This is a genomic window from Edwardsiella anguillarum ET080813 (genome assembly GCF_000264765.2).
GTDB lineage: Bacteria > Pseudomonadota > Gammaproteobacteria > Enterobacterales > Enterobacteriaceae > Edwardsiella > Edwardsiella anguillarum.
Genome location: NZ_CP006664.1, coordinates 3,932,449 through 3,952,431, shown reverse-complemented (window position 1 = coordinate 3,952,431; position 19,983 = coordinate 3,932,449). Strand labels below are relative to the sequence as shown.

The window sequence follows — 19,983 nt, the reverse complement described above, 5'->3', positions numbered from 1 at the left end:
GGTTGCTGACACCGTGATCGAATACCTTTACCAGCACGGTTCACTGGCAGCGAGGGTGCTGATATTTAAAAGCATTGCTAGAACACCGGGGGTATCAGATCCGAACCATAGGATTTCCGACCAAGACGCTCTGTGAGATAAACGGCCTGCAGTTAGTGGTAGACAAGCGACTCGACCAGTAAGTTAACCACAATATGTAGTTGGTTTAGCATGCTCTTTAACAATATAAGGGATCTTCCCCACATCCATGGGGGATTTCCGGACACGGTGCCGCGAAAGGACCCGCCGGATCGATCTTCCCCACGTCCATGGGGGATTTCCCAGATGATAAGCGGTGCAATGTCCGGTATCGGGGCTTCCCTCCGGATGCTGGTGGTATTTACAGCGCCAGTAGTACGTCGGCGGGGCGATATTCAGCTCATGACATACCGATCCGACCCAGTAACTTCAGTTGAGGGTATCCAGCAGCGGCATCGTTTTTCCACAGATGGTCGAACTCCGCCAAATTCAAACCCCGCGCATCGCGCGGGGTTTTTCGTTTCAGCCTTCCGTCGCACCGTCGCTTTTTCTCCTTTAGCGTCCGCAGAGCGCGGGGCCGCTCAGTTGAATTCGTAGTTGACGCCGACGTTATACTCCAGCGAGCTGTCGTTAACGGCGGCGCCGGCTTTGGCCGCCAGCCGTTGGGTGAAGCGGTAGCCCATGCCGACGGCGATGGCCTGCTGATCCTTATAGCCTCCCAGCGCGGCGCTGGCGTTGAATTTACCGACGCTATAGGGCTGGAATAGCCCGGCCAGCGCGGCATCCTTGGCGGCGATCTGACGCATTTCATGACGGTTGTTGTCGATCTGGTGCTGCAGGGCGCCAAGATGGCGGCTGATGCCGCTTTGCCACTCATTGACCGCCCGCCAGTGACGCTGAATCGTCTGCGCATTGTGATGGATACGCTGGCCATTGTCGCGCACATCCTGTGCGTTGTCGGCGATCTGTTGACCGTTGTCGCTGATTTGCTGACGATTCCCGGCAATATTCTGTCCGTTAGCGTGAATGCTGACGCTATTGCGCTGCAGCAGCCGCTGACGCTGCTGTCCAGCCATGGCCACGCGGTTCAGCTGCCCGAGATTCACGGCGTCGGTAGACTGTGTGCCGGCGGCGACGTGGGTGAGCTGGCGCTGATGGACGGCATTGCCGAATGAGACGGTCTGGCTGCGCTGGTTGGTGCTGTGATCGCCGATGCTGACGGCGTTGGCAGCGCCGCTGGCCACGCCGGCATGATCGCCGATAGCGACGCTGCTGCGGGCGTTGTCGCCGACGCTGGCGTCGCTGCCCAAGGCGACGGCGCCGCTGGCATTGTCGCCGATCTGGCTAAAGAGGCCGATGGCGTTGGCGCCCGCGGCTGCGCTACCGACGCTGGCGGTGTCGCCGATGGCATTGGCGCCGGCGGCGTCGGTGTGGACATGGCTATTGATCCCAATGGCGTTACTGCCGACGTTGTTGCTGTCGATCTGGCTGCCGCTGCCGCTGCCGCTGCCAATGGCGGTGGCGCCGTCGGCCTTGCCCTGGATCGCCGCCCGGCTGCCGATGGCGATGCCATCAAGGGATGAATTTACCGTGGCGCTGACCCCGACGGCGACGGCGCTGTGGGCTCCGGCCGTAACATGGGCGCCGTTGCCCAGGGCGATGGCGTTCTGGCTGTCGGCCTGCGCGCCGCCGGCCTGGTAGCTGCCGCTGAAGGCTCCGCTAGTATTGCTGGCGTAAGCCAGTGGGGGAGTGAGAGGGAGAAGGGAGAGAAGTAAAATGAATTGACGTTTTTTCATCGTTTATGGCCAATTTTCTACGTGAGATGCTTGTCGAAAATAACGGGGTTATTCCGGCCCGATTAACATAACCTTCGCTAACGTTGTCTGTTGAGGTAATTGAACTATGCAGCTAAAGAAGGCAATGGCTCATTTTCTTAGGTTATTAGCGCAAATGCTTTCGGCGCTGAGGAATATACGGTTGCGCTGGATGGTTGGCTATATCAGACGATTCTGTCATTCATTTTTCGCGATTTTTGTAGGCGTCATTTCGCTAGAGTTGAATTTTAACATAAGTGTTACTTTTGGATTTATACTCTGTACCCTTTGCGCAGATCGAGATAAATATCTAAATTTAGCCTAATGCCTATTCCGTTGAAAATAAAAATGTGTCCATGGCGTTATGGTTATCTACCATGTCAATATTTTCGCGTTAATAATTAATAACACTTCCACATGTTTTGTAGATAATAGCTTTTACGCGCTGAAATAATAATTTTCTTCCGTAATGGAAATATCCTAAGTTATTTTTAATACCTCTTAATACTGCGCCAATTAAGGTGCGCAGGATGCTTTTAATCTCCGTCGCTGCGCTGGCGATGGGGTAACGCAGGGCAGGGAAAAGGCGTTGCGCATCGCGGATACGCTACGCTGATCTGTGCTGCCCAGAATCTCCCGGCGTTTGGGGGAGAGCGGCATCGGGAGTGCGTTGACCCGACGCTATGCCGGTAAATAGCGTACGGAGTGCTCTATCGCATCGCCCTGTGCGTCAATAATCAAACTCCATAGGCCGCTGAAGGGGATACTGAGATAGAGCTCACCATGGGGCTGTTGACTGAGGGAGGCCGCCGCTGCGGCCTGCTGAAGGTGGGGATTTTCATCGCTGGCCAGGTGAACGGAGAACCGGTGGGCGCAGCGTACGATCAGCGTATCGCCGCCGAACAGGTTAAGACGGGTGTGAACGACCGACATGACGAACCTCCTGCAGTAAGGAACCGAATAAGTAAGGTATTAGTAATTTATTGTGATAGCACTCACATAAGTGAGTTTTCATAGAAGCAAAAGTTTGGCGATTAAATAATGACCAAAATCAATCTTTGTGCAGGTATCATCGGGGTTACGCTGACGGTGCCAATAATAAGAAATGCTTATCAGGCTGCGCCGCATTGGTCTGGGGGCGTGGTTCGCTGCGGTGGTCTACGGAGAAGGTGCCGCTGAGCGGCCCGCGTTTCGCCATCCAACCGGGCAAGGGGAGCGTGCGGAGGGCCCCGGCGCTTTCGCGGAGCCCTCCCGACGGTTAGCGGGCCAGCCAGCCCCCGTCGACGGCCAGGGTATAGCCGTTGACATAGTCGGATGCCGGAGACGAGAGGAAGACCACCGGGCCCATCAGATCCTGCGGCAGGCCCCAGCGCGCGGCCGGAATACGCTCCAGGATCTCCTTGTTGCGGGATTCGTCGCTGCGCAGCTGCTGGGTGTTATTGGTGGCCATATAGCCCGGTGCAATGGCGTTGACGTTGATGCCGTGCTTGGCCCATTCGTTGGCCAGCAGACGGGTTACGCCCATCACCGCGCTCTTGGATGCGGTATAAGAGGGCACCCGGATCCCCCCCTGGAAGGAGAGCATGGAGGCGATGTTGATGATCTTGCCGCCCTGTCCCTGCGCAATAAACTGGCGCGCCACGGCCTGCGACAGGAAGAAGACGCTCTTAATGTTCAGGTTCATCACGTCGTCCCAGTCCTTTTCGCTGAAGTCGATGGCGTCTTGACGGCGAATGATCCCGGCGTTATTTACCAGAATATCGATATGACCGTAGGCGGCGACGGCCTGGGCCACCAGATCCGGGATCACCGCCTGATCGCGCAGGTCGGCGGTCAGGCTGACAAACTGGCGTCCCAGCGCGCGCACCTTTTCTGCGGTCTCCGTCGGCTCGACCACGTTGACGCCGACGATATCGCAGCCGGCCTGCGCCAGACCCAGCGCCATGCCCTGACCCAGACCGGTATCGCACCCGGTCACCATCGCAACTTTACCCTGCAGAGAGAATGTATCCAGAATCATGCGTATTGTCCTTTAACTGGCGCGCCGGCATCCCCGCCGGCGTGCGGATGAATGAAAAATAACGGTTAGCGCAAATCGGTAATGGCGAGGTGGTCCATATCGTCAAAGACCTGGTTTTCTCCCACCATGCCCCAGATAAAGGTGTAGGCCTGGGTGCCGACGCCCGAATGGATAGACCAGCTGGGGGAGATCACGGCCTGTTCGTTGCGCATCACGATATGCCGTGTCTCCTGCGGCTGCCCCATCATGTGGAATACGCAGCTGTCCGGCGCCATATTGAAATAGAAGTACACCTCCATGCGGCGCTCATGGGTGTGGCACGGCATGGTATTCCACAGGTTGCCCTCCTCAAGCTCCGTCAGCCCCATCGACAGCTGACAGGTCGGCAGCACCTCCGGCACCATGTATTTATTGATGGTGCGGCGATTGCTGGTCTTGGCATCGCCCAGGGTCTGCGGAGAAACATCGGCCGGGGTTATTTTGCGGTTTGGGTAGTGGGTATGGGCCGGCGCGCAGTTGTAGTAGAACTTGGCCGGGCAGGTGCTATCCAGGCTGGCGAAATGCAGGACGCGCGCGCCCTGGCCGACATACAGGGCCTCACGTGGGCCGATCTCATAGCGCTCGCCGTCGATGTCGATGACGCCGGGGCCGCCGATATTGATAACGCCCAGCTCGCGGCGCTCAAGAAAATAGCCGACGCCCAGCTGCTTTCCCACCTCGTTGCCGATAGAGACGCTCTGCGTCACGGGCATGATGCCGCCGACGATTATGCGGTCGATATGGCTGTACACCATGGTATAGCGATCGGCGTCGAAGACGGTATCGATGAGAAACTCACGGCGCAGACCGGCGGTGTCGAGCTGCTTCGCGTGATCGCTGTGGATGCTTTGACGGACTTCCATTTTTACCTCGTTATGCTCAGTAACACCCGACGGGCTCAGGCATTGGGCCGATCCCGTGTGCTGATGAGGATCCTAACCCAATCCTGGCGGGGCTTCAACATAAAATGAAATGCTGTTTTAATTTTTTAGAATCACAATTGCATTTTTGTGATGTTCTCCGCGGGCAGCGGATCCGCAGGGCGCCAGACAGTGAATCGCGCAGAGGGGGCGGGGTATTTTTAGCAGTTGTGCCGTGTCTTGCTTTTGGGATAGCGGGGGCGCGTGGTGGTTTACAATAATTTACGTGAATGCGCTGTCATTAGCGCGCTGAGGGGGTAAGCTCACTCCATAGAGAGTTTCCGTGCGCATGAGGGCCGCCACGGGGGGGCATTCTGCGCAGTAAGACGCTGGACTCGACAAGGAGCAAAACATGAGAAAATTGACGGTGATGGCGCTGGCGGCGTCGCTAGCGCTGAGCGTGGGGGCGGCCTGGGCACAGCCGCAGCAGGATGACGATACGCCGCCCTGCTGGCAGGACGGCGGTATGATGATGGGCTCGGGCTATCACCATATGATGTGGCGCGACGGCCATCATGGACGCTACCGCGGCGGTATGTTTGATGGGCTGAATCTCAGCGACGCGCAGCGTCAGCAGATGCGAGATATCGCGCGCCAGTATGCCGCCCAGAGCGACAGCGCCGCCTGGCACGATGCCTTTAAACAGCGCCAGCAAATCATTACCGGCGATAAATTTGACGAAAGTGCCGTGCGTGCGCAGCTGGACGCCTCGGGTGCCAAGCGCAATCAGCAGCTGGTTCAGCGTTTGAAGATGGAGCACCAGATGTACAGCGTGCTGACACCGGAGCAAAAAAAGGCCTTTAACGATAACGCCGAGCGCGGCCTGCAGCAGATGCAGCAATATCACGATCGCTGGATGCATCAATAAATTCAGCGGATGGGGGGAGCCTCGCCGCGGCGGGGCTCTGATCGGCTCCAGCGAATTATCGGGACAGTGTTGTATTTTTGACTGGATTAATTAACCCTTTTCCTATTTAATTCTATTACCCCGCGCCTCGTTGGCTATTTTATTTACGGCGCGCCGGCTGATCGTGCCGGCATTGCCTTGCGCCGCGGGCGAGCGGTCGCAGGGGATAGCGCAGCGCAATAACCAGTTTTATCCCGACTCTTCATAATTAATCCATAATTAAGCTATTTCGCGTAATTCTGCTTTCAGTTATTTACACTGGATATAATTACTTGAACTCTTTTCCGCTAAATTTATTTCCAGGCACACGGCGAAATCACCGAACATAAATTGATACAGAGGAATTCTCAATGCGTAAAATGACGGCACTCCTTCTTGCTTCGACTCTGGCTCTGGGCGTTGGCGCGGCGAATGCGGCCGATAGCACCGCCGCGCAGGTGCAGAATGGCATGGGCAATGGCATGGGTCATGATATGGGTAATGGCATGGGGCATGGTAATGGCGTGGGGACGATGCACCATCAAAATCAGATGATGCAGAAAAAAGGCGCCCGGCACGACGGCGGCATGCTGGCCGGGATCCAGCTGACGCCGGAGCAGCGCCAGCAGATCCGCGACATTCGTCTGCAGTTCCGCAATACGCACCCGATGCCCCATAGCGTGGACCGCTTTAAGCAGATGCATCAGCTGGTTGCCAGCGATAAGTTCGATGAGGCGGCCGCGCGCGCGCAGATTGAGGCCAACAACAAGACGCGCAATGACGCGGCGCTGGCCAGGATGAAGATGGAAAACCAGATCTACAATCTGCTGACCCCGGAGCAGAAGACGCAGGTTAACCAGAATTTTGAAAAGCGCATGCAGCTGATGCTGGATCGCCAGGGGAAAATGAGTCAGTCCCAGCAGTAACCCTGACGCCGCGCTGAACAACGCCCCGTGCGGGGCGTCATAAACCCACTGAACTGTGTTTTTCAGTGGGTTTTTTCATTGCTGGGGGATGCAAGGCCCCACCCGAGCCACCGTTGCGGATGAGTCTCCCGTAGGGGGAGTGCGTGAAATCGCCACCGGCAAAAAATCCGGCGCGAGATGTGTGTAGGTCCTCTTTGTTGCATGGCGGCATGTTCTATTACGGGGTGCTGAGGGAGAATATTTCCGCCGTTGAGCATAAAATATGCCGTCGCACGTGTATTGCCTGAGCGTTAGGACGATTGGGTTTTACGCTGAGCAATATTTGCCGGTATGCGGCGTCATCGATATTAAATAACAGGGCGGAATGCTGGGTTTTGCTCTCCTGGATAACCTTATCCTCAATCGGAGTGATACGGCTCTCTCCGTTGTTGACCAAGGTTATACGCTGACTCAGCATATTCTTCGTGAGAATAAGACCCAGGGTGCAATCATTTATTTATTCAGGATAATGGCCAGGTAGCCGTGGTCGCTTTAGTTGAATGATCAATCCGAAATGCCCTGTCTCGATGATTCCTGGCCGCGGGGAAAGGTCGTCAGCAAGCACACGCCACTCCTCCTCGTCATTCAATCCCTAATCCTATGACAATATCCAACTGACGGACTCATCAAGGGGGAATCGCAGCGGTGAGCGCTCCACGCCCGAGGGGGGCTCCGTTTCCGTCCCCAAAAGCCAGATATTGCATGTTGCCGTTCCACGTCCATTCGGCGAGGGGGCTGCGGCGGCGAGTCTATCGGGTCGCGGCGGTGCGTCGGTATTACATTTCCCATTAAAACTAGCCGCGTGCCGCGCGCGGGCCATGGCGGCTGTCGCCATCGCCGGTACGCCCCGGCCCCTGCGGCGGCGGAAAAGGCGCCAGTTACGCCGTTCCGCTCGTCTAAGGCTTGAAAGCCGGACGCGCTCTACTCATACTGCTGACTGCGTCCCTTAATTCTCCGTCAATATCTCCGTCGCCTGCGGCCACGTGGGGGCATTAAGGGACTCGACGCGGGGTAGGGCCCCGTTTCGCCGGCGCGCGGGCTAAAGACGCTTCACGCGCCGGCGTGTGAAGCGCGTTCCGGGTGGCGGAGTCGGGCCCTTATCATCATTCTCCCTCTCTCTGTTTAAGGATATCTGTCATGGCTGAAGAGACCATTTTTAGCAAAATTATCCGCGGTGAAATTCCCGCCGATGTGGTGTACCGGGACGATCTGGTCACGGCATTTCGCGATATTTCGCCGCAGGCGCCGAGCCATGTGCTTATCGTGCCGAATAGGCTGATCCCAACGGTGAACGATGTGCAGCCGCAGGATGAAGCGGCGCTGGGGCGGATGATCAGCGCGGCGGCAAAAATCGCGCGCCAGGAGGGGATTGATGAGAACGGCTACCGCCTGGTGATCAACTGCAACCGCGACGCGGGGCAAGAGGTGTTTCATATCCATATGCATCTGCTCGGCGGTCGTCCGCTGGGGCCGCTGCTGGCGCGTTAACCGCGGCCCGACGCCGGGCAGGAGGAGGTATGGCAGGGAATCGCAGTTGGGCTGCGCTGGCGCTGTTGACGCCGCTGTGGCTGGCCGGATGCGCGGCGCCGTCACGGATCCCGATCAACGCGGAGCAGCGTCTGGTGATGGAGCCGGGGCTGCTGGCGGCAGGCGTTACAGCCACCGCGCCGCAGATAACGGTGCAGGGGAGCGGACGCACCGCGCAGGCGCAGGTCAGCTACGGCGACGGAGAGGGCGGCGCGACGCTGCCGCTGCACTACCGCTTCTATTGGTATGACGCCCGGGGACTGGAGATCGCGCCCGCGCCGGCGCCCGCCCGTCTGACGCTGCATAGCGGGGAGCGGGTCAGGCTGACGTCGTTCAGCCGAGATCCGCAGGCGCGCCAGGTGCGGCTATACCTTTATGACTGAGGGGTAAATAGGATTGAGCATAATGATAAAGAGAACGACGGGGATCGCGCTGGCCGCGCTGTTGCTGAGCGGCTGTCAGGGGCTGCTGCCGCGCGGGGAGACACCCTCTCAGCCGCCGGCGCCCACGACGCCGGCGCAGCCCAGCGTGGTGCCGACGCCGCCACCGCCGCCGCCGGCTGTCACCCCGGTACCCCAGCCGCCCAAGATGACCAGCGTGGACTGGCAGGGCAGCTTTGCGCCGCTGATCGATCAGCTGCTGGGCGCGCAGGGGGTCGAGGCCGGTAGCATTCTGCTGGTGGACGGGGTGCAAAATAAAACCAACGGCCAGCTGAGTATGGCCAACGCCAGCGAGGTGCTGCGCAGCGCGCTGGCCGGTAACCCCCGTTTCCAGATGGTGTCGGCGGCGCAGCTAGCGCAGGCCAAGCAGCGCCTAGGGCTGGCGGCCAATGACAGCCTCGGATCGCGCAGCAAGGCGATCGGCTTGGCGCGGCAGGTGAGCGCCCAGTATGTGCTGTATACCACCGTCAGCGGCAATGTGCAGTCGCCGCGTCTGGCGATGCAGCTGATGCTGGTGCAGAGCGGGGAGATCATCTGGTCGGGTAAAGGCCCGGTTGCGCTCTGATCCGCAGGCCATGCGGGCGGTGCTGTGCCGCCGCTTTCCCTCGCTGCCGGGTGCCGACTGGCAGTTTAGCCTGACGCAGGGGCTGAGCGGCGATAACTGGCGTGCGCAAAATGGTGACAGTGTCACAATTCTGCTGCGTCCGATAACGCCGCAGCGGCGCCATCTGGGGATCGATCGGCGCCGCGAGGGGCGGGCGCTGCGGATGGGCGCCGCGGCCGGGCTGGGGCCAACCTGCTATGGCACCGTTGATGGCTGGCTGCTGGCCGGCTGGCTGCCCGGCGAGACGCTGGCGCCGGGGACGCTGTCGACGGTGCAGCTGGCGGCGCTCGTCGCGTGCCTGCACCGCCTGCCGCCGCGTCTGACGTCGCGCTCGCTGCGTCGCTACTGCGCCGCCTACTGGTCGCAGCTGGCGCCCGGGCGCCGCGGGTTCCTGGCGCAGCGGGTGCACCAGCGCTGGCAGCGACGCCGTGAGCCGCGTCCGCTCAAGCTGGCGCTGCTGCATATGGATATTCACGATGGCAACCTGATCGGCGCCGACGGCGCCGTGGGACTGATCGACTGGGAGTATGCCGCCAGCGGCGATATCGCGCTGGATTTGGCGGCGCTGAGCCGTAACTATGCCCTGGACGGGGCCGGGCGGGCCGAGCTGGTCGCGGCCTACTGTCGTCAGGGGGGCTACCGTGACGCCGCGCGTCTGCTGCATCAACTGAATCGCTGGCTGGGCTGGGTGGACTATATGGCCTGGCTGTGGTTTGAGCTGCGCTGGCAGCAGACCCAACAACCTATTTACCGGCGGCAGGCCGATGTCCTGCTGCGCAATTTAACCCAATAATCCATGCGGCGCACGGCGCCGCGAGAGAGGAGACGTCGTGTGGGCCCTGTAATGCTGGATGTCGCCGGCCATGCGCTGGATGCCGAGGAGCGAGAGATCCTGGACCATCCGTTGGTCGGTGGCGTGATCCTGTTTAGCCGTAATTTTGACGATCCGGCACAGCTGCGTGAGCTGGTGCGCCAAATCCGCCAGGCGGCGCGCCACCCTTTGCTGGTGACCGTCGATCAGGAGGGGGGACGGGTGCAGCGCTTCCATCAGGGGTTTACCCGCCTGCCGGCGGCGCAGTCCTATGCCGCGCTCAATGCGCCGCAGGAGGCGCAGCGTCTGGCGCTGGAGGGCGGCTGGCTGATGGCCTGCGAGATGATCGCCATGGATATCGATCTGAGCTTTGCTCCGGTGCTGGATTTGGGACACGGCAGCGCTGCCATCGGCGAGCGTGCGTTTCACCGGGAGGCGGAGAGCGCCATTCCGCTGGCGCAGGCGTTTATCGACGGGATGCACCAGGCGGGAATGAAGGCGACCGGCAAGCATTTCCCGGGGCACGGTAAGGTGAGCGCGGACTCCCATAAGGAGACGCCGATCGACGAGCGCCCGCTGGCGCAAATCGTTGAGCATGATATGGTTATTTTCAAGACGCTGAATGCGTGCGCCAGGCTGGACGCGGTCATGCCGGCCCACGTGATCTACTCACAGGCGGACTCCCGCCCGGCCAGCGGCTCACCCTACTGGCTGCAGCAGGTGCTGCGTCAGACCCTGGGCTTCGAGGGGGTGATCTTCTCGGACGATCTGTCGATGAACGGGGCCGCGGTGATGGGCAGCTATGCGCAGCGGGCGCAGGCGTCTCTGGACGCCGGCTGTGATATGGTGCTGGTATGCAATAACCGCCAGGGTGCGATCAGCGTGCTGGACCATCTGTCTGCCGCCGGGTCGCCGCGCATCGAGCGTCTGCGTCACCGCGGCCAGGTCGATCGCGAGGGGCTGATGGGCAGCGCGCGCTGGAAGCAGGCGCATCAGGATTTGCAACGCTTACACCAGCGCTGGGAGGAGGCCAAACAGGCCTGAGATCCGGCGCCGGATAACCTCATTGGGTGCAGGACCGCCGCATATCAAGGTGACCTGCGGCGTGGATGACACGTGCGGGAGACCGCTTAGGGAGACGTATGATTATTTATCTGCATGGCTTCGACTCCACCAGTCCGGGCAATCATGAAAAGGTACTTCAGCTGCAGTTTATCGATACGGACGTGCGGCTGATCAGCTACAGCACGCGTCATCCGCGGCACGACATGCAGTATCTGCTCAACGAGGTGAGCCGGGTCGTCCGTCAGAGCGACGATCCGGGCGCGCTGATCTGCGGCGTCGGGCTCGGGGGATACTGGGCCGAGCGCATCGGTTTTCTCTGCGGTATCCGCCAGGTGATGGTGAACCCGAACCTGTTCCCGCAGGAGACGATGCCGGGGCTCATCGATCGCCCCGAAGAGTATGCGGACATCGCCACCAAGTGCGTGGAGAATTTCCGCAGCCGTAACCGCGGCCGTAGTCTGGTGCTGCTGTCGCGCCACGATGAGGTGCTGGATAGCCAGCGCAGCGCCGGGCTGCTGGCGCCGTACTATGATGTGGTGTGGGATGAGCGGCAGGGGCACAAGTTCCCCAGCCTGTCGCCGCATCTGCAGCGGATTCGCGCGTTCAAGAGCGTGGCCTGAGGGGCGATGGCAGGGGGAGTGGCTCCCCCTGCGCTGAGGGCGCTTAGCGCCCGGCCTTCAGCTTCTGGAAATCGGTTTCGTAGATTTCGCTGGCGCTGCCGACGTCATTCTGCCATTCGCCCTTGGCGATGGTCTCCGCATCCGGGTAGAGCGACTTGTCGCTGACCACCTCTTTAGGCAGCAGCTTTTGAGCCGCCAGGTTCGGGGTCGGATAGCCGATGGTTTCCGCGACCTGCGCGGCGACGTCCGGGCGTAGCAGGAAGTTAATCAGCTTCATCGCGCCTTCGGGATTTTTGGCATTGGCCGGAATGGCCAGGCTGTCCATCCAGAAAATGGCGCCCTCTTTCGGCCAGACGATCTGCACCGGCGTGCCGGCCTGGCGCGCCACATAGGCGGAGCCGTTCCAGATCATGCCCAGATTGACCTCGCCCTCCATAAACGGATTGGCCGGGTTATCGGAATTGAAGGCCAGCACGTTGGGCATCAGCTTCACCAGGGCCTGATAGGCCTCCTGGATCTGCTTGGGATCGGTGGTATTGCCCGAGTAACCCAGCCTGCGCAGGGCGATCTGGAACACTTCGCGCGCATCGTCCGTCAGCAGCAGGCTGCCCTTATACTCTGGCTTCCACAGGTCGGCCCAGCTGGTCACGCTGGCCGGATCGATGGCATCGCTGTTGACCCCGATCGCCGTCGCTCCCCAGATGTAGGGGATGGAGTAGTCATTCTTCGGGTCAAACGACTTGTGCAGCAGATTGGGATCCAGGTTGTGGAAGTTGCTCAGCTTGTCGTGATCGATCTTTTGCAGCATCCCTTCGTTACGCATCTTGGCGACATAGTAGGTGGAGGGCACCACCAGATCGTAGGCGCCTTCCCGGTACGTCTTCAGCTTGGCGTACATGGTTTCGTTAGATTCATAAGTCGAATAGATGACTTTAATTCCGGTTTCCTTGGTGAACTGCTCCAGCAGCCCCGGCGGGACATATTCGGTCCAGTTGTAGAAGTAGACCGTATTATTGTCGGTTTTCGGCGCATCGGCAGCATGTGCGGCATGAGCTCCCATTGCCAGCAAACCTGCGGCTACCAGAGGTGACCACTTTTTCATTCAGCGTATCCCTATAGTGAAGGTCGAAACAGAAGGTGGAACTGTCCGCCGCCGTAACGCCTTGGCGCACCACAACAAACAGGCGGGCTATTATAGGAGCGGCGACGACGGGGGTAAAGCCTTGGCCGCCGCCGGACGCCGATGGGCGGGTGTGCCGTCCGGCAAGGGGCGCGGACGGCGGTGTGGCGGCGCTTAGCGCGGCGCCTGCTGGTTGAGGCGGGCGTAGGCCTTCTCATGAAAGCCCTGGCGGCGGGCATAGAACATCAGGATGCTCAGGCTGATGATGAAGGTCAGCGCCAGCTTGACCGACTCCGCGCCGCTTAACGCGATGAAGCAGAACAGGCAGCCCAGGGTGGCGGCCGTCAGGCTCAGCACGTGGTGCAGGGAGGGCCCCTCCAGGCGGATCAGCGCAACGCAAGAGTAGAAGTAGGGCAGCATGGTTAACAGCACGGCAATGCCGATCAAATCGCCGAAGATATCGGAGGTTTTGGCGCCGCTGGCGGCCAAGAAGGTCATCAGCGCCATCAGGGCGGTCATCTTCAGCGCCGACAGCACGATCCCTTTACGCGGTACCCCGTGGGCGTCAACCTCGCCGTAGATGCGGGGGAAGTTACCGTCGCGGGCGGCGCGTACCCCGGCCTGGCCCACCAGCATCATCCACGATCCCAGTGCGGCCAGACAGGCGAAGGCGGTGAAGGCCGAGACCACCGGAGCGGCCCAGGGGCCGAGGATCATCGAGGCGCTGGCGGCGAAGGGGGCGCCGGTGTTGGCCATGGTCTGCGCCGGGAACATTCCGCTCATCACCTGGGTCGCCAGAATGTAGATCAGGCCGGCCAGAGCGGTTCCCAGCATGGTGGCCAGCGGCACGGTGCGCTTGGCGTTCTTCACCAGCCCGGAGCTGACCGCGGCGCTCTCTACGCCGACAAAGGCCCACAGGCAGATCAGAATGCTGTGCAGTACGGCGCTGCCGCTGCTGCTCCGGGTGGTGTTCCAGTTGGCGTGATACAGCGCCGGATCAAACCAGTGCCAGCCGGCGATGGCGGTACCGACCACCGGGATCAGCACCAGGATCAGCCCCAGGGTCGTCAGACGGCTCACCCAGGTTCCGCCCATCATATTAATGAAGGCCATGATCCAGATGATGACGATACTGGCGATGCCCGCCGGTATCGGGTCGTTGAGCATCGGGAAGAAGACCGACAGATAGGCGACCCCGGCCAGGCAGTCGGCCAGGTTACCGATCCAGTTTGCGTGATAGTAGAGCACGGCGGTCTGGAAGCCAAAGGCTGGGCCCAGACGACCCGCGTAGGCGATAGGGCCGCCTACCTGTGGATCGCGTGTAGTCAAACGAGCGAAGACAAAGGCCAGCGACATTGCGCCGACCAAGGCAATTAACCAACCAAAAATAGAGATGGAACCAATTTTGGCAAGGTTTGCCGGCAGCAGGGCGATACCGCTGCCCATCATATTGCCGGCAACGATTCCCGTGCAGGCAAAAAGCCCGATTTTTTTTGTAGAAGACGCCATTTTAGCCCCGTTTTGTCTTATGTCAGACGTGGTGACCGTACTCCCTCACGGTGCGCGCCGCTTAATTAATCAAGTCCTGGTCGTAATTATATGACTATTTGCGAATCAGATCACAGTACAAGGTATGACCAATGCTATTTTGCATTCTAATCTGAGCAGTTGGTACGGTAATTTCCCGCTGCGCTGCGTCATTTTGAGCGGGGCGGCCGATCGGGGGTACCCGGCGGGGGGGCGGGGGGACATTTTCACGCCAAAATGCGGCACAGTACGCATAGCTGGGGGGAAATCGCCCGACCTGAGGAGCGGGCATCTGAATATTTTAATGCAGTAGCAAAAAAAGATAATCGGCGCCGCCGGGTGGGGGGCCACGGCGAGACGGGCGGTGCAGCGGCCGCCCGTCTCGGGGCTAGCTGCGGGTGCGGTCGCGCAGGATCAGCTGGCTGGCGAGCACCAGCAGCAACGAAAGCGCCAGCAGGATGGTGGCCAGGGCGTTGACCTCCGGGGAGACCCCCACCTTGACCATCGAGTAGATTTTCAGCGGCAGGATCTCATAGCCCGGACCGGTGACAAAGGAGGAGACCACGACATCGTCCATCGACAGCGTGAAGCTCAGCAGCCAGCCGGCGGCCACCGCCGGCATGGCCAGCGGCAGCAGGATTTTGCGCAGGATAACCAGCTCGCTGGCGCCGAGATCGCGGGCGGCCTCCAGCATGCGGACGTCAAAGCCCCGCAGGCGGGAGTAGACGGTGACCACCACGAAGGGCAGGCAGAAGGTAATGTGCGAGAACAGCAGGGACCAGAAGCCCAGGGAGACCCCTAGCAACATAAACAGCACCAGCAGGGAGATGGCCATGACGATATCCGGGGACATCATGACCACAAACAGCATGCCGCTGACGAAGGGCTTGCCGCGGAAGTGGTAGCGGAACAGCGCCACGGCGGTCAGGGAGCCTATCAGAGTGGCAAAGGTGGCGGAGAGCACGGCCATGGTGATCGAGTGGCCCGCCGCCTGCAGCAGGCTATCGTTGTTCATCAGCGTGCTGTACCAGCTCAGGGTAAAGCTTTTCCAGTTGATGCCGAAGCGCGAGCTGTTAAACGAGTTCGCGATCAAAATAATGATAGGGATATATAAGTAAGCGTAGATGAGGGACATGAAGCCCCCGCGCATCAGGCGTCCGAGCATGGCAGATCCTCCCGGGCGGCGCGGCATACGCACGCGTTATACTTATGCAGATTAGACAATTTTGTTATCTTCTCCAAACCATTCGACAAAATTTTGTCAAACAAAACAAATGGATATTAAACTTTGACCTCTCGGCACGGCGCGGGCGCCGCGCCTATCCGTCAGTCTGCCAAATCGCTGGCCTTGCGGTTGAGCAGCTTACCGACCCGGTAGTAGATCAGCAGCATTACCCCCATCACCAGCGTCAGGCAGATGCTGGTGGCGGCGCCAAACGGCCAGTCGCGGATATTGAGGAACTGGCTCTTGATGACGTTGCCGATCAGCAGGTTTTTGGCGCCGCCCAGCAGGTCGGCGATGTAGAACATGCCCAGCGACGGCAGCAACACCAGCAGGCAGCCGGCGACGATCCCCGGCATGGTCAGCGGGACGATGATGCGCATGAAGGTCTGTAGCCGGTTGGCGCCCAGGTCGCGCGCCGCCTCCAGCACCGAGCGATCCAGCTTTTCAATGCTGGAGTAGAGCGGCATCACCATAAAGGGCAGCAGAATGTAAATCAGCCCCAGCACCACCGCCGTGGAGGTGTACATCAGCCGCAGCGGCTGATCGATGATGCCGACCCAGAGCAGGAATTCGTTGAGGTAGCCGCGGGTGCTGAGGAACAGCTTCAGCCCGTAAATCCGGATCAGCGAGTTGGTCCAGAACGGGACGATCAGCAGAAACAGCAGCAGCGGACGTACCCGGTGGGGCAGCCGCGCCAGAATAAAGGCAAAGGGATAGCCGATGATCAGACAGCACAGGGTGGCGATCAGCGCCATGTTGAGCGAGTGCAGCAGCACCTCGGCATACAGCGGATCGAACAGCCGGGCGTAGTTGCCCCAGGTGAACACCATCTGTACCAGGTTGGCGTCGTCGCGGGTCAGAAAGCTGGTGCCGATGATCATCAGGTTAGGCAGGAAGACGAACAGCGACAGCCAGCCAACCACCAGTGCGATCACGACATTTTGAAACAGTTTACGCGATTTCTTCATCAGGCAACACCACCTCCCAGCTTTCGACCCAGGTGACCGCGACCTTCTGATCGAGCGAATGGTCTACGTCGGGATCGTCCTCGTTGAAAAACTCGCTGACCATCACCATCTTGCCGTTTTCCAGCTCTACGGTGGACTCCAGGGTCATCCCTTTGTAGTTGCGCTCGCGCACATAGCCGATGATACCGTCGACCTGCTCGCTGTCGCTGATCTCCTCCACGCGCAGGTCTTCCGGCCGCAGCAGCACCTTGAGCCGGTCGCCCTGGCTGACCGGCAGCGCCGGGTTGACGTAGATATCGCACTCGCGCCCCTCTACGTTGGCGCGCACCCGCTGCTCATCGATGCGCTGCAGCACTTCGGCATCGAATATGTTGATTTCGCCGATAAAGCTGGCCACAAACAGGTTTTTCGGCTCCTCATAGATCTCGCGCGGCGAGCCGTCCTGCTCGATACGCCCATCGCGCATCACGATGATGCGGTCGGACATGGTCAGCGCCTCTTCCTGATCGTGGGTGACGAAGATAAAGGTGATTCCCAGCTTGCGCTGCAGCGCTTTCAGCTCGTTCTGCATCTGCTTGCGCAGCTTGTAGTCCAGCGCCGACAGCGACTCGTCCAGCAGCAGCACCCGCGGCTTATTGACCACCGCGCGGGCGATGGCCACCCGCTGCTGCTGGCCGCCGGAGAGCTGATGCGGGCGGCGTTGGGCCAGCTCGTCCAACTGCACCATGCGCAGGGCATCCATGACGCGCGGCGCGATGTCATGGTGTGGGGTTTTCTGCATGCGCAGGCCAAAGGCCACGTTTTCAAAGACGCTCATGTGCGGAAACAGGGCGTAGCTTTGGAAGACGGTATTGACATGGCGCTGCTCGGCCGGCTGGTGGGTGATCTCTTCGCCGTCCAGCGCGACATGGCCGCTGTCGACCTCTTCCAGACCGGCGATCAGACGCAGCACGGTGGTCTTGCCGCAGCCGGAGGGGCCAAGGATGGTGACAAATTCACCGTGATTAATGCTCAGGTCGAGATCGGGAATGATCGCTTTGCCGTCAAAGGATTTGCGGATATGGGTCAGGCATACGACCGGAAGCGCCTGGGCGTCTACAGAGGAAGTTTCAGTCATTTAGTGGTTACTCTATCCCGAGAGATGTTGCAGATAGAACCGCCGCTGAAAAAGACTGCGTGAGCGCACCGGAACTCCCGGCGCTCGAAACCAGCGGCGTCGATCAAATTTTTAGAGCGCGCATGATAGACCCTGCGGACAATAATTGAAAGCTGAGGCGCGCAGAATTCACGGATTTCCTGCGTAAATCCCGGCATTTGCTTCGATTCGTTTACAAATCATTCACCGCTTTCGCTGAATCGGGGCAGAGGTCAGATTTTTTCTGTCAGGAGAAAAGGCAAACCCCGGTAAAAATGACCTGACGCAATATTTCGCCGGAGGTGGCTCCGCATAATGGGGCAACAAGAAGGGAGAAAATACCAAATGAATAACTTACTTGATCGTTTTCTTAACTATGTTTCTTTTGACACACAGTCCAAACCAGGGGTACGTCAGGTCCCGAGTACCGAGGGGCAGTTCAGGCTGGCCCGTGCGCTGCAGAGCGAGCTGCTGGCGCTGGGGCTGGAGCAGGTCACGCTCAGCGAACACGGTTGCGTGATGGCGACGCTGCCCGCCAACGTGGCCTGGCCGGTACCGACCATCGGTTTTATCGCCCATATGGACACGGCGCCGGACGCCAGCGGTAAAAACGTGAATCCGCAGATCGTCGAAAACTACCGCGGTGGCGATATCGCCCTGGGGATCGGCGATGAAATTCTCTCTCCGGTGATGTTTCCGGTGCTGCACCAGCTGCTGGGGCAGACCCTGATCACCACCGACGGTAAAACCCTGCTGGGGGCCGACGATAAATCGGGGATCGCTGAAATTATGACGGCGATGATGCGTCTCAAGCAGGGGAACACCCCCCACGGTGAGATCCGGGTGGCCTTTACCCCGGATGAAGAGGTGGGCAAGGGTGCCCAGCATTTCGACGTCGCGGCCTTTGGTGCGGAGTGGGCCTACACCGTGGACGGCGGCGGCGTGGGCGAGCTGGAGTGCGAAAACTTTAACGCGGCCTCCGTCAACATCAAGATCATCGGCAATAACGTGCATCCAGGTAGTGCCAAGGGGGTGATGGTTAACGCCCTGGGGCTGGCCAACCGAATTCACGCGCTGCTGCCGGCGGCGGAGGTGCCGGAGCAGACCGACGGCTATGAGGGGTTCTACCATCTGGTGTCGATGAAGGGCAGCGTAGAGAAGGCCGAGATGCACTATATCGTGCGCGACTTCAGCCGCGAGGGATTTGAGGCGCGCAAGAAGCACATGATGACGATCGCCAAGCAGGTGGGCCAGGGGATGCATCCGGACTGCTACATTGAGGTGACGCTGGACGACAGCTACTACAATATGCGCGACGAGGTGGCGAAGCATCCGCACATCGTCGCCCTGGCGCGTCAGGCGATGCGCGATCTGGCGATCGAGCCCATCGAACGGCCGATCCGCGGCGGCACTGACGGGGCGCAGCTGTCATTCCGCGGCCTGCCGTGCCCGAACCTGTTTACCGGCGGCTATAACTTCCACGGTAAACATGAGTTTATTACGCTGGAAGGGATGGAGAAGGCGGTATCGGTGATCATGCGTATCGCCGAGCTGACCGCCGAGCGCGCGCGCGTCGCCGAATAACCTAGACCGCTGTACGGCGGCCGGGGATGGCCACCGTATCCGGGGTGTCTCGCGATGGGCGAGACACCCCGTTTTTTTGCGTCGGATTCAGCGGGCGTCGTCGGTAAACAGGTGCGTCAGGTGCTCACGGTAGCGCGCCACGTTGTGCTCGACGTCCGGACGCTTGATGACGTCGGTGCACAGGAAGGTCGGCAGGGGCGCCATTCCGAGGAACTGGTTGGCCTTGTGAAAGTGCAGGTAGACGCCGTCGATTCCCTGGCCGTGGAAGAACTGGGCCGGATCGTCAAAGGCCTCCTGCGGCGCGTTCCAGGTCAGGGAGAGCATATATTTTTTGCCCTGCAGCAGTCCGCCGGAGCCATATTTCTTGCTGGCGTCGGCGCGGGTGCGGCCATCGTTGGTGTACAGACGGCCGTGGCCGGCGGTAAAGACCTCATCAAGGTATTTTTTGACGATCCAGGGTTCCCCCATCCACCATCCCGGCATCTGATAGATGATGCAGTCCGCCCACAGGAGATTCTCCACCTCTTGGGCTATCTGGTATCCCTGGTCGATCGTCGTCGCGCGCAGCGTGTGTCCCAGCGCGCCTAGGCACTCCCGGGCGGTATCGTGCAGCGTGGTGTTCAGCTGGCCGTTAGAGTGGCCGAAGGGTTTCATGCCGTTAAGCAACAGAATATGACTCATGACTGGCTCCAGTG

General features: G+C 60.0%; 19 protein-coding genes. 9 read left to right on the top strand and 10 right to left on the bottom strand.

The window, feature by feature from the left end; genetic code table 11:
• Positions 1–599 precede the first annotated feature (599 nt).
• From ETEE_RS17725 to kduI, 4 genes are all read right to left on the bottom strand, one after another.
• Positions 600–1,814: a YadA-like family protein gene (locus tag ETEE_RS17725; protein WP_034163300.1), complete on the bottom strand. Its 1,215-nt coding sequence runs from the start codon at positions 1,812–1,814 to the stop codon at positions 600–602.
• A 699-nt stretch (positions 1,815–2,513) separates the two neighbouring features.
• Positions 2,514–2,765 carry a hypothetical protein gene (locus tag ETEE_RS17720; protein WP_034163301.1) on the bottom strand — a complete coding sequence of 84 codons (252 nt, stop codon included), beginning with the start codon at positions 2,763–2,765 and terminating at the stop codon, positions 2,514–2,516.
• A gap of 325 nt (positions 2,766–3,090) precedes the next feature.
• Entirely contained in the window at positions 3,091–3,852 is a 762-nt protein-coding gene (gene kduD / locus ETEE_RS17715) for a 2-dehydro-3-deoxy-D-gluconate 5-dehydrogenase KduD (RefSeq protein WP_034163302.1), read from the bottom strand.
• 65 nt (positions 3,853–3,917) lie between these two features.
• Positions 3,918–4,754, bottom strand: a complete 837-nt coding sequence (gene kduI, locus ETEE_RS17710; protein WP_034163303.1) for a 5-dehydro-4-deoxy-D-glucuronate isomerase — start codon at positions 4,752–4,754, stop codon at positions 3,918–3,920.
• A 409-nt stretch (positions 4,755–5,163) separates the two neighbouring features.
• On the opposite strand from kduI, the gene ETEE_RS17705 reads away from it, so the two are divergent.
• The 8 genes from ETEE_RS17705 (at position 5,164) to ycfP (ending at position 11,729) form a co-directional block, all read left to right on the top strand.
• On the top strand, positions 5,164–5,679 hold the full coding sequence (locus ETEE_RS17705) for a Spy/CpxP family protein refolding chaperone (RefSeq protein WP_034163304.1): 516 nt from the start codon (positions 5,164–5,166) through the stop codon (positions 5,677–5,679).
• Positions 5,680–6,068: 389 nt separating this feature from the next.
• On the top strand, positions 6,069–6,623 hold the full coding sequence (locus ETEE_RS17700; protein WP_034163305.1) for a Spy/CpxP family protein refolding chaperone: 555 nt from the start codon (positions 6,069–6,071) through the stop codon (positions 6,621–6,623).
• 1,176 nt (positions 6,624–7,799) lie between these two features.
• Positions 7,800–8,150, top strand: a complete 351-nt coding sequence (hinT, locus tag ETEE_RS17695) for a purine nucleoside phosphoramidase (RefSeq protein WP_034163307.1) — start codon at positions 7,800–7,802, stop codon at positions 8,148–8,150.
• 29 nt (positions 8,151–8,179) lie between these two features.
• Positions 8,180–8,572 (top strand): YcfL family putative periplasmic lipoprotein, encoded by a 393-nt coding sequence (locus ETEE_RS17690; protein ID WP_034163308.1) that lies wholly within the window; start codon positions 8,180–8,182, stop codon positions 8,570–8,572.
• 25 nt (positions 8,573–8,597) lie between these two features.
• On the top strand, positions 8,598–9,194 hold the full coding sequence (lpoB, locus tag ETEE_RS17685; protein WP_034163456.1) for a penicillin-binding protein activator LpoB: 597 nt from the start codon (positions 8,598–8,600) through the stop codon (positions 9,192–9,194).
• Positions 9,184–10,026 carry a phosphotransferase gene (locus ETEE_RS17680; protein ID WP_034163309.1) on the top strand — a complete coding sequence of 281 codons (843 nt, stop codon included), beginning with the start codon at positions 9,184–9,186 and terminating at the stop codon, positions 10,024–10,026. Before lpoB ends, ETEE_RS17680 begins: the two co-directional genes overlap by 11 nt.
• Before the next feature lie 39 nt (positions 10,027–10,065).
• Positions 10,066–11,088, top strand: coding sequence for a beta-N-acetylhexosaminidase (gene nagZ / locus ETEE_RS17675; RefSeq protein ID WP_034163310.1), 1,023 nt, complete (start codon positions 10,066–10,068; stop codon positions 11,086–11,088).
• 98 nt (positions 11,089–11,186) lie between these two features.
• Entirely contained in the window at positions 11,187–11,729 is a 543-nt protein-coding gene (ycfP, locus tag ETEE_RS17670; protein WP_034163311.1) for an alpha/beta hydrolase YcfP, read from the top strand.
• 43 nt (positions 11,730–11,772) lie between these two features.
• On the opposite strand, the gene potD is transcribed toward ycfP, so the two are convergent.
• From potD to potA, 5 genes are all read right to left on the bottom strand, one after another.
• Positions 11,773–12,831 (bottom strand): spermidine/putrescine ABC transporter substrate-binding protein PotD, encoded by a 1,059-nt coding sequence (gene potD / locus ETEE_RS17665; protein WP_034163312.1) that lies wholly within the window; start codon positions 12,829–12,831, stop codon positions 11,773–11,775.
• A gap of 192 nt (positions 12,832–13,023) precedes the next feature.
• On the bottom strand, positions 13,024–14,358 hold the full coding sequence (gene cadB / locus ETEE_RS17660) for a cadaverine/lysine antiporter (RefSeq protein WP_034163313.1): 1,335 nt from the start codon (positions 14,356–14,358) through the stop codon (positions 13,024–13,026).
• A 406-nt stretch (positions 14,359–14,764) separates the two neighbouring features.
• A complete protein-coding gene (gene potC, locus ETEE_RS17655; RefSeq protein WP_012848720.1) occupies positions 14,765–15,541 on the bottom strand; it encodes a spermidine/putrescine ABC transporter permease PotC in 777 nt (258 codons plus the stop codon).
• Between the two features lie 161 nt (positions 15,542–15,702).
• Positions 15,703–16,569 carry a spermidine/putrescine ABC transporter permease PotB gene (gene potB / locus ETEE_RS17650; protein ID WP_034163314.1) on the bottom strand — a complete coding sequence of 289 codons (867 nt, stop codon included), beginning with the start codon at positions 16,567–16,569 and terminating at the stop codon, positions 15,703–15,705.
• The gene (gene potA, locus ETEE_RS17645; RefSeq protein WP_034163315.1) at positions 16,553–17,686 is read right to left on the bottom strand and encodes a spermidine/putrescine ABC transporter ATP-binding protein PotA; all 1,134 of its coding nucleotides are present in this window, start codon (positions 17,684–17,686) and stop codon (positions 16,553–16,555) included. The genes potB and potA overlap by 17 nt, the downstream gene beginning before the upstream one ends.
• Positions 17,687–18,049: 363 nt before the next feature.
• Here potA and pepT point away from each other — a divergent pair, with 363 nt between their 5' ends.
• Positions 18,050–19,288 carry a peptidase T gene (gene pepT, locus ETEE_RS17640; RefSeq protein WP_034163316.1) on the top strand — a complete coding sequence of 413 codons (1,239 nt, stop codon included), beginning with the start codon at positions 18,050–18,052 and terminating at the stop codon, positions 19,286–19,288.
• An 87-nt stretch (positions 19,289–19,375) separates the two neighbouring features.
• Here the strand turns inward: pepT and ETEE_RS17635 are convergent, their stop codons facing one another.
• Positions 19,376–19,969 (bottom strand): NAD(P)H-dependent oxidoreductase, encoded by a 594-nt coding sequence (locus ETEE_RS17635; protein ID WP_034163317.1) that lies wholly within the window; start codon positions 19,967–19,969, stop codon positions 19,376–19,378.
• Between the last annotated feature and the right edge of the window lie 14 nt (positions 19,970–19,983).

What these genes read in the sequence shown, in the direction of transcription:
- ETEE_RS17725 (WP_034163300.1), bottom strand. Translation starts at nt 1,814, where the DNA reads ATGAAAAAACGTCAATTCATTTTACTTCTCTCCCTTCTCCCTCTCACT.
- ETEE_RS17720 (WP_034163301.1), bottom strand. Translation starts at nt 2,765, where the DNA reads ATGTCGGTCGTTCACACCCGTCTTAACCTGTTCGGCGGCGATACGCTG.
- kduD (WP_034163302.1), bottom strand. Translation starts at nt 3,852, where the DNA reads ATGATTCTGGATACATTCTCTCTGCAGGGTAAAGTTGCGATGGTGACC.
- kduI (WP_034163303.1), bottom strand. Translation starts at nt 4,754, where the DNA reads ATGGAAGTCCGTCAAAGCATCCACAGCGATCACGCGAAGCAGCTCGAC.
- ETEE_RS17705 (WP_034163304.1), top strand. Translation starts at nt 5,164, where the DNA reads ATGAGAAAATTGACGGTGATGGCGCTGGCGGCGTCGCTAGCGCTGAGC.
- ETEE_RS17700 (WP_034163305.1), top strand. Translation starts at nt 6,069, where the DNA reads ATGCGTAAAATGACGGCACTCCTTCTTGCTTCGACTCTGGCTCTGGGC.
- hinT (WP_034163307.1), top strand. Translation starts at nt 7,800, where the DNA reads ATGGCTGAAGAGACCATTTTTAGCAAAATTATCCGCGGTGAAATTCCC.
- ETEE_RS17690 (WP_034163308.1), top strand. Translation starts at nt 8,180, where the DNA reads ATGGCAGGGAATCGCAGTTGGGCTGCGCTGGCGCTGTTGACGCCGCTG.
- ycfP (WP_034163311.1), top strand. Translation starts at nt 11,187, where the DNA reads ATGATTATTTATCTGCATGGCTTCGACTCCACCAGTCCGGGCAATCAT.
- potD (WP_034163312.1), bottom strand. Translation starts at nt 12,831, where the DNA reads ATGAAAAAGTGGTCACCTCTGGTAGCCGCAGGTTTGCTGGCAATGGGA.
- cadB (WP_034163313.1), bottom strand. Translation starts at nt 14,358, where the DNA reads ATGGCGTCTTCTACAAAAAAAATCGGGCTTTTTGCCTGCACGGGAATC.
- potC (WP_012848720.1), bottom strand. Translation starts at nt 15,541, where the DNA reads ATGCTCGGACGCCTGATGCGCGGGGGCTTCATGTCCCTCATCTACGCT.
- potB (WP_034163314.1), bottom strand. Translation starts at nt 16,569, where the DNA reads ATGAAGAAATCGCGTAAACTGTTTCAAAATGTCGTGATCGCACTGGTG.
- potA (WP_034163315.1), bottom strand. Translation starts at nt 17,686, where the DNA reads ATGACTGAAACTTCCTCTGTAGACGCCCAGGCGCTTCCGGTCGTATGC.
- pepT (WP_034163316.1), top strand. Translation starts at nt 18,050, where the DNA reads ATGAATAACTTACTTGATCGTTTTCTTAACTATGTTTCTTTTGACACA.
- ETEE_RS17635 (WP_034163317.1), bottom strand. Translation starts at nt 19,969, where the DNA reads ATGAGTCATATTCTGTTGCTTAACGGCATGAAACCCTTCGGCCACTCT.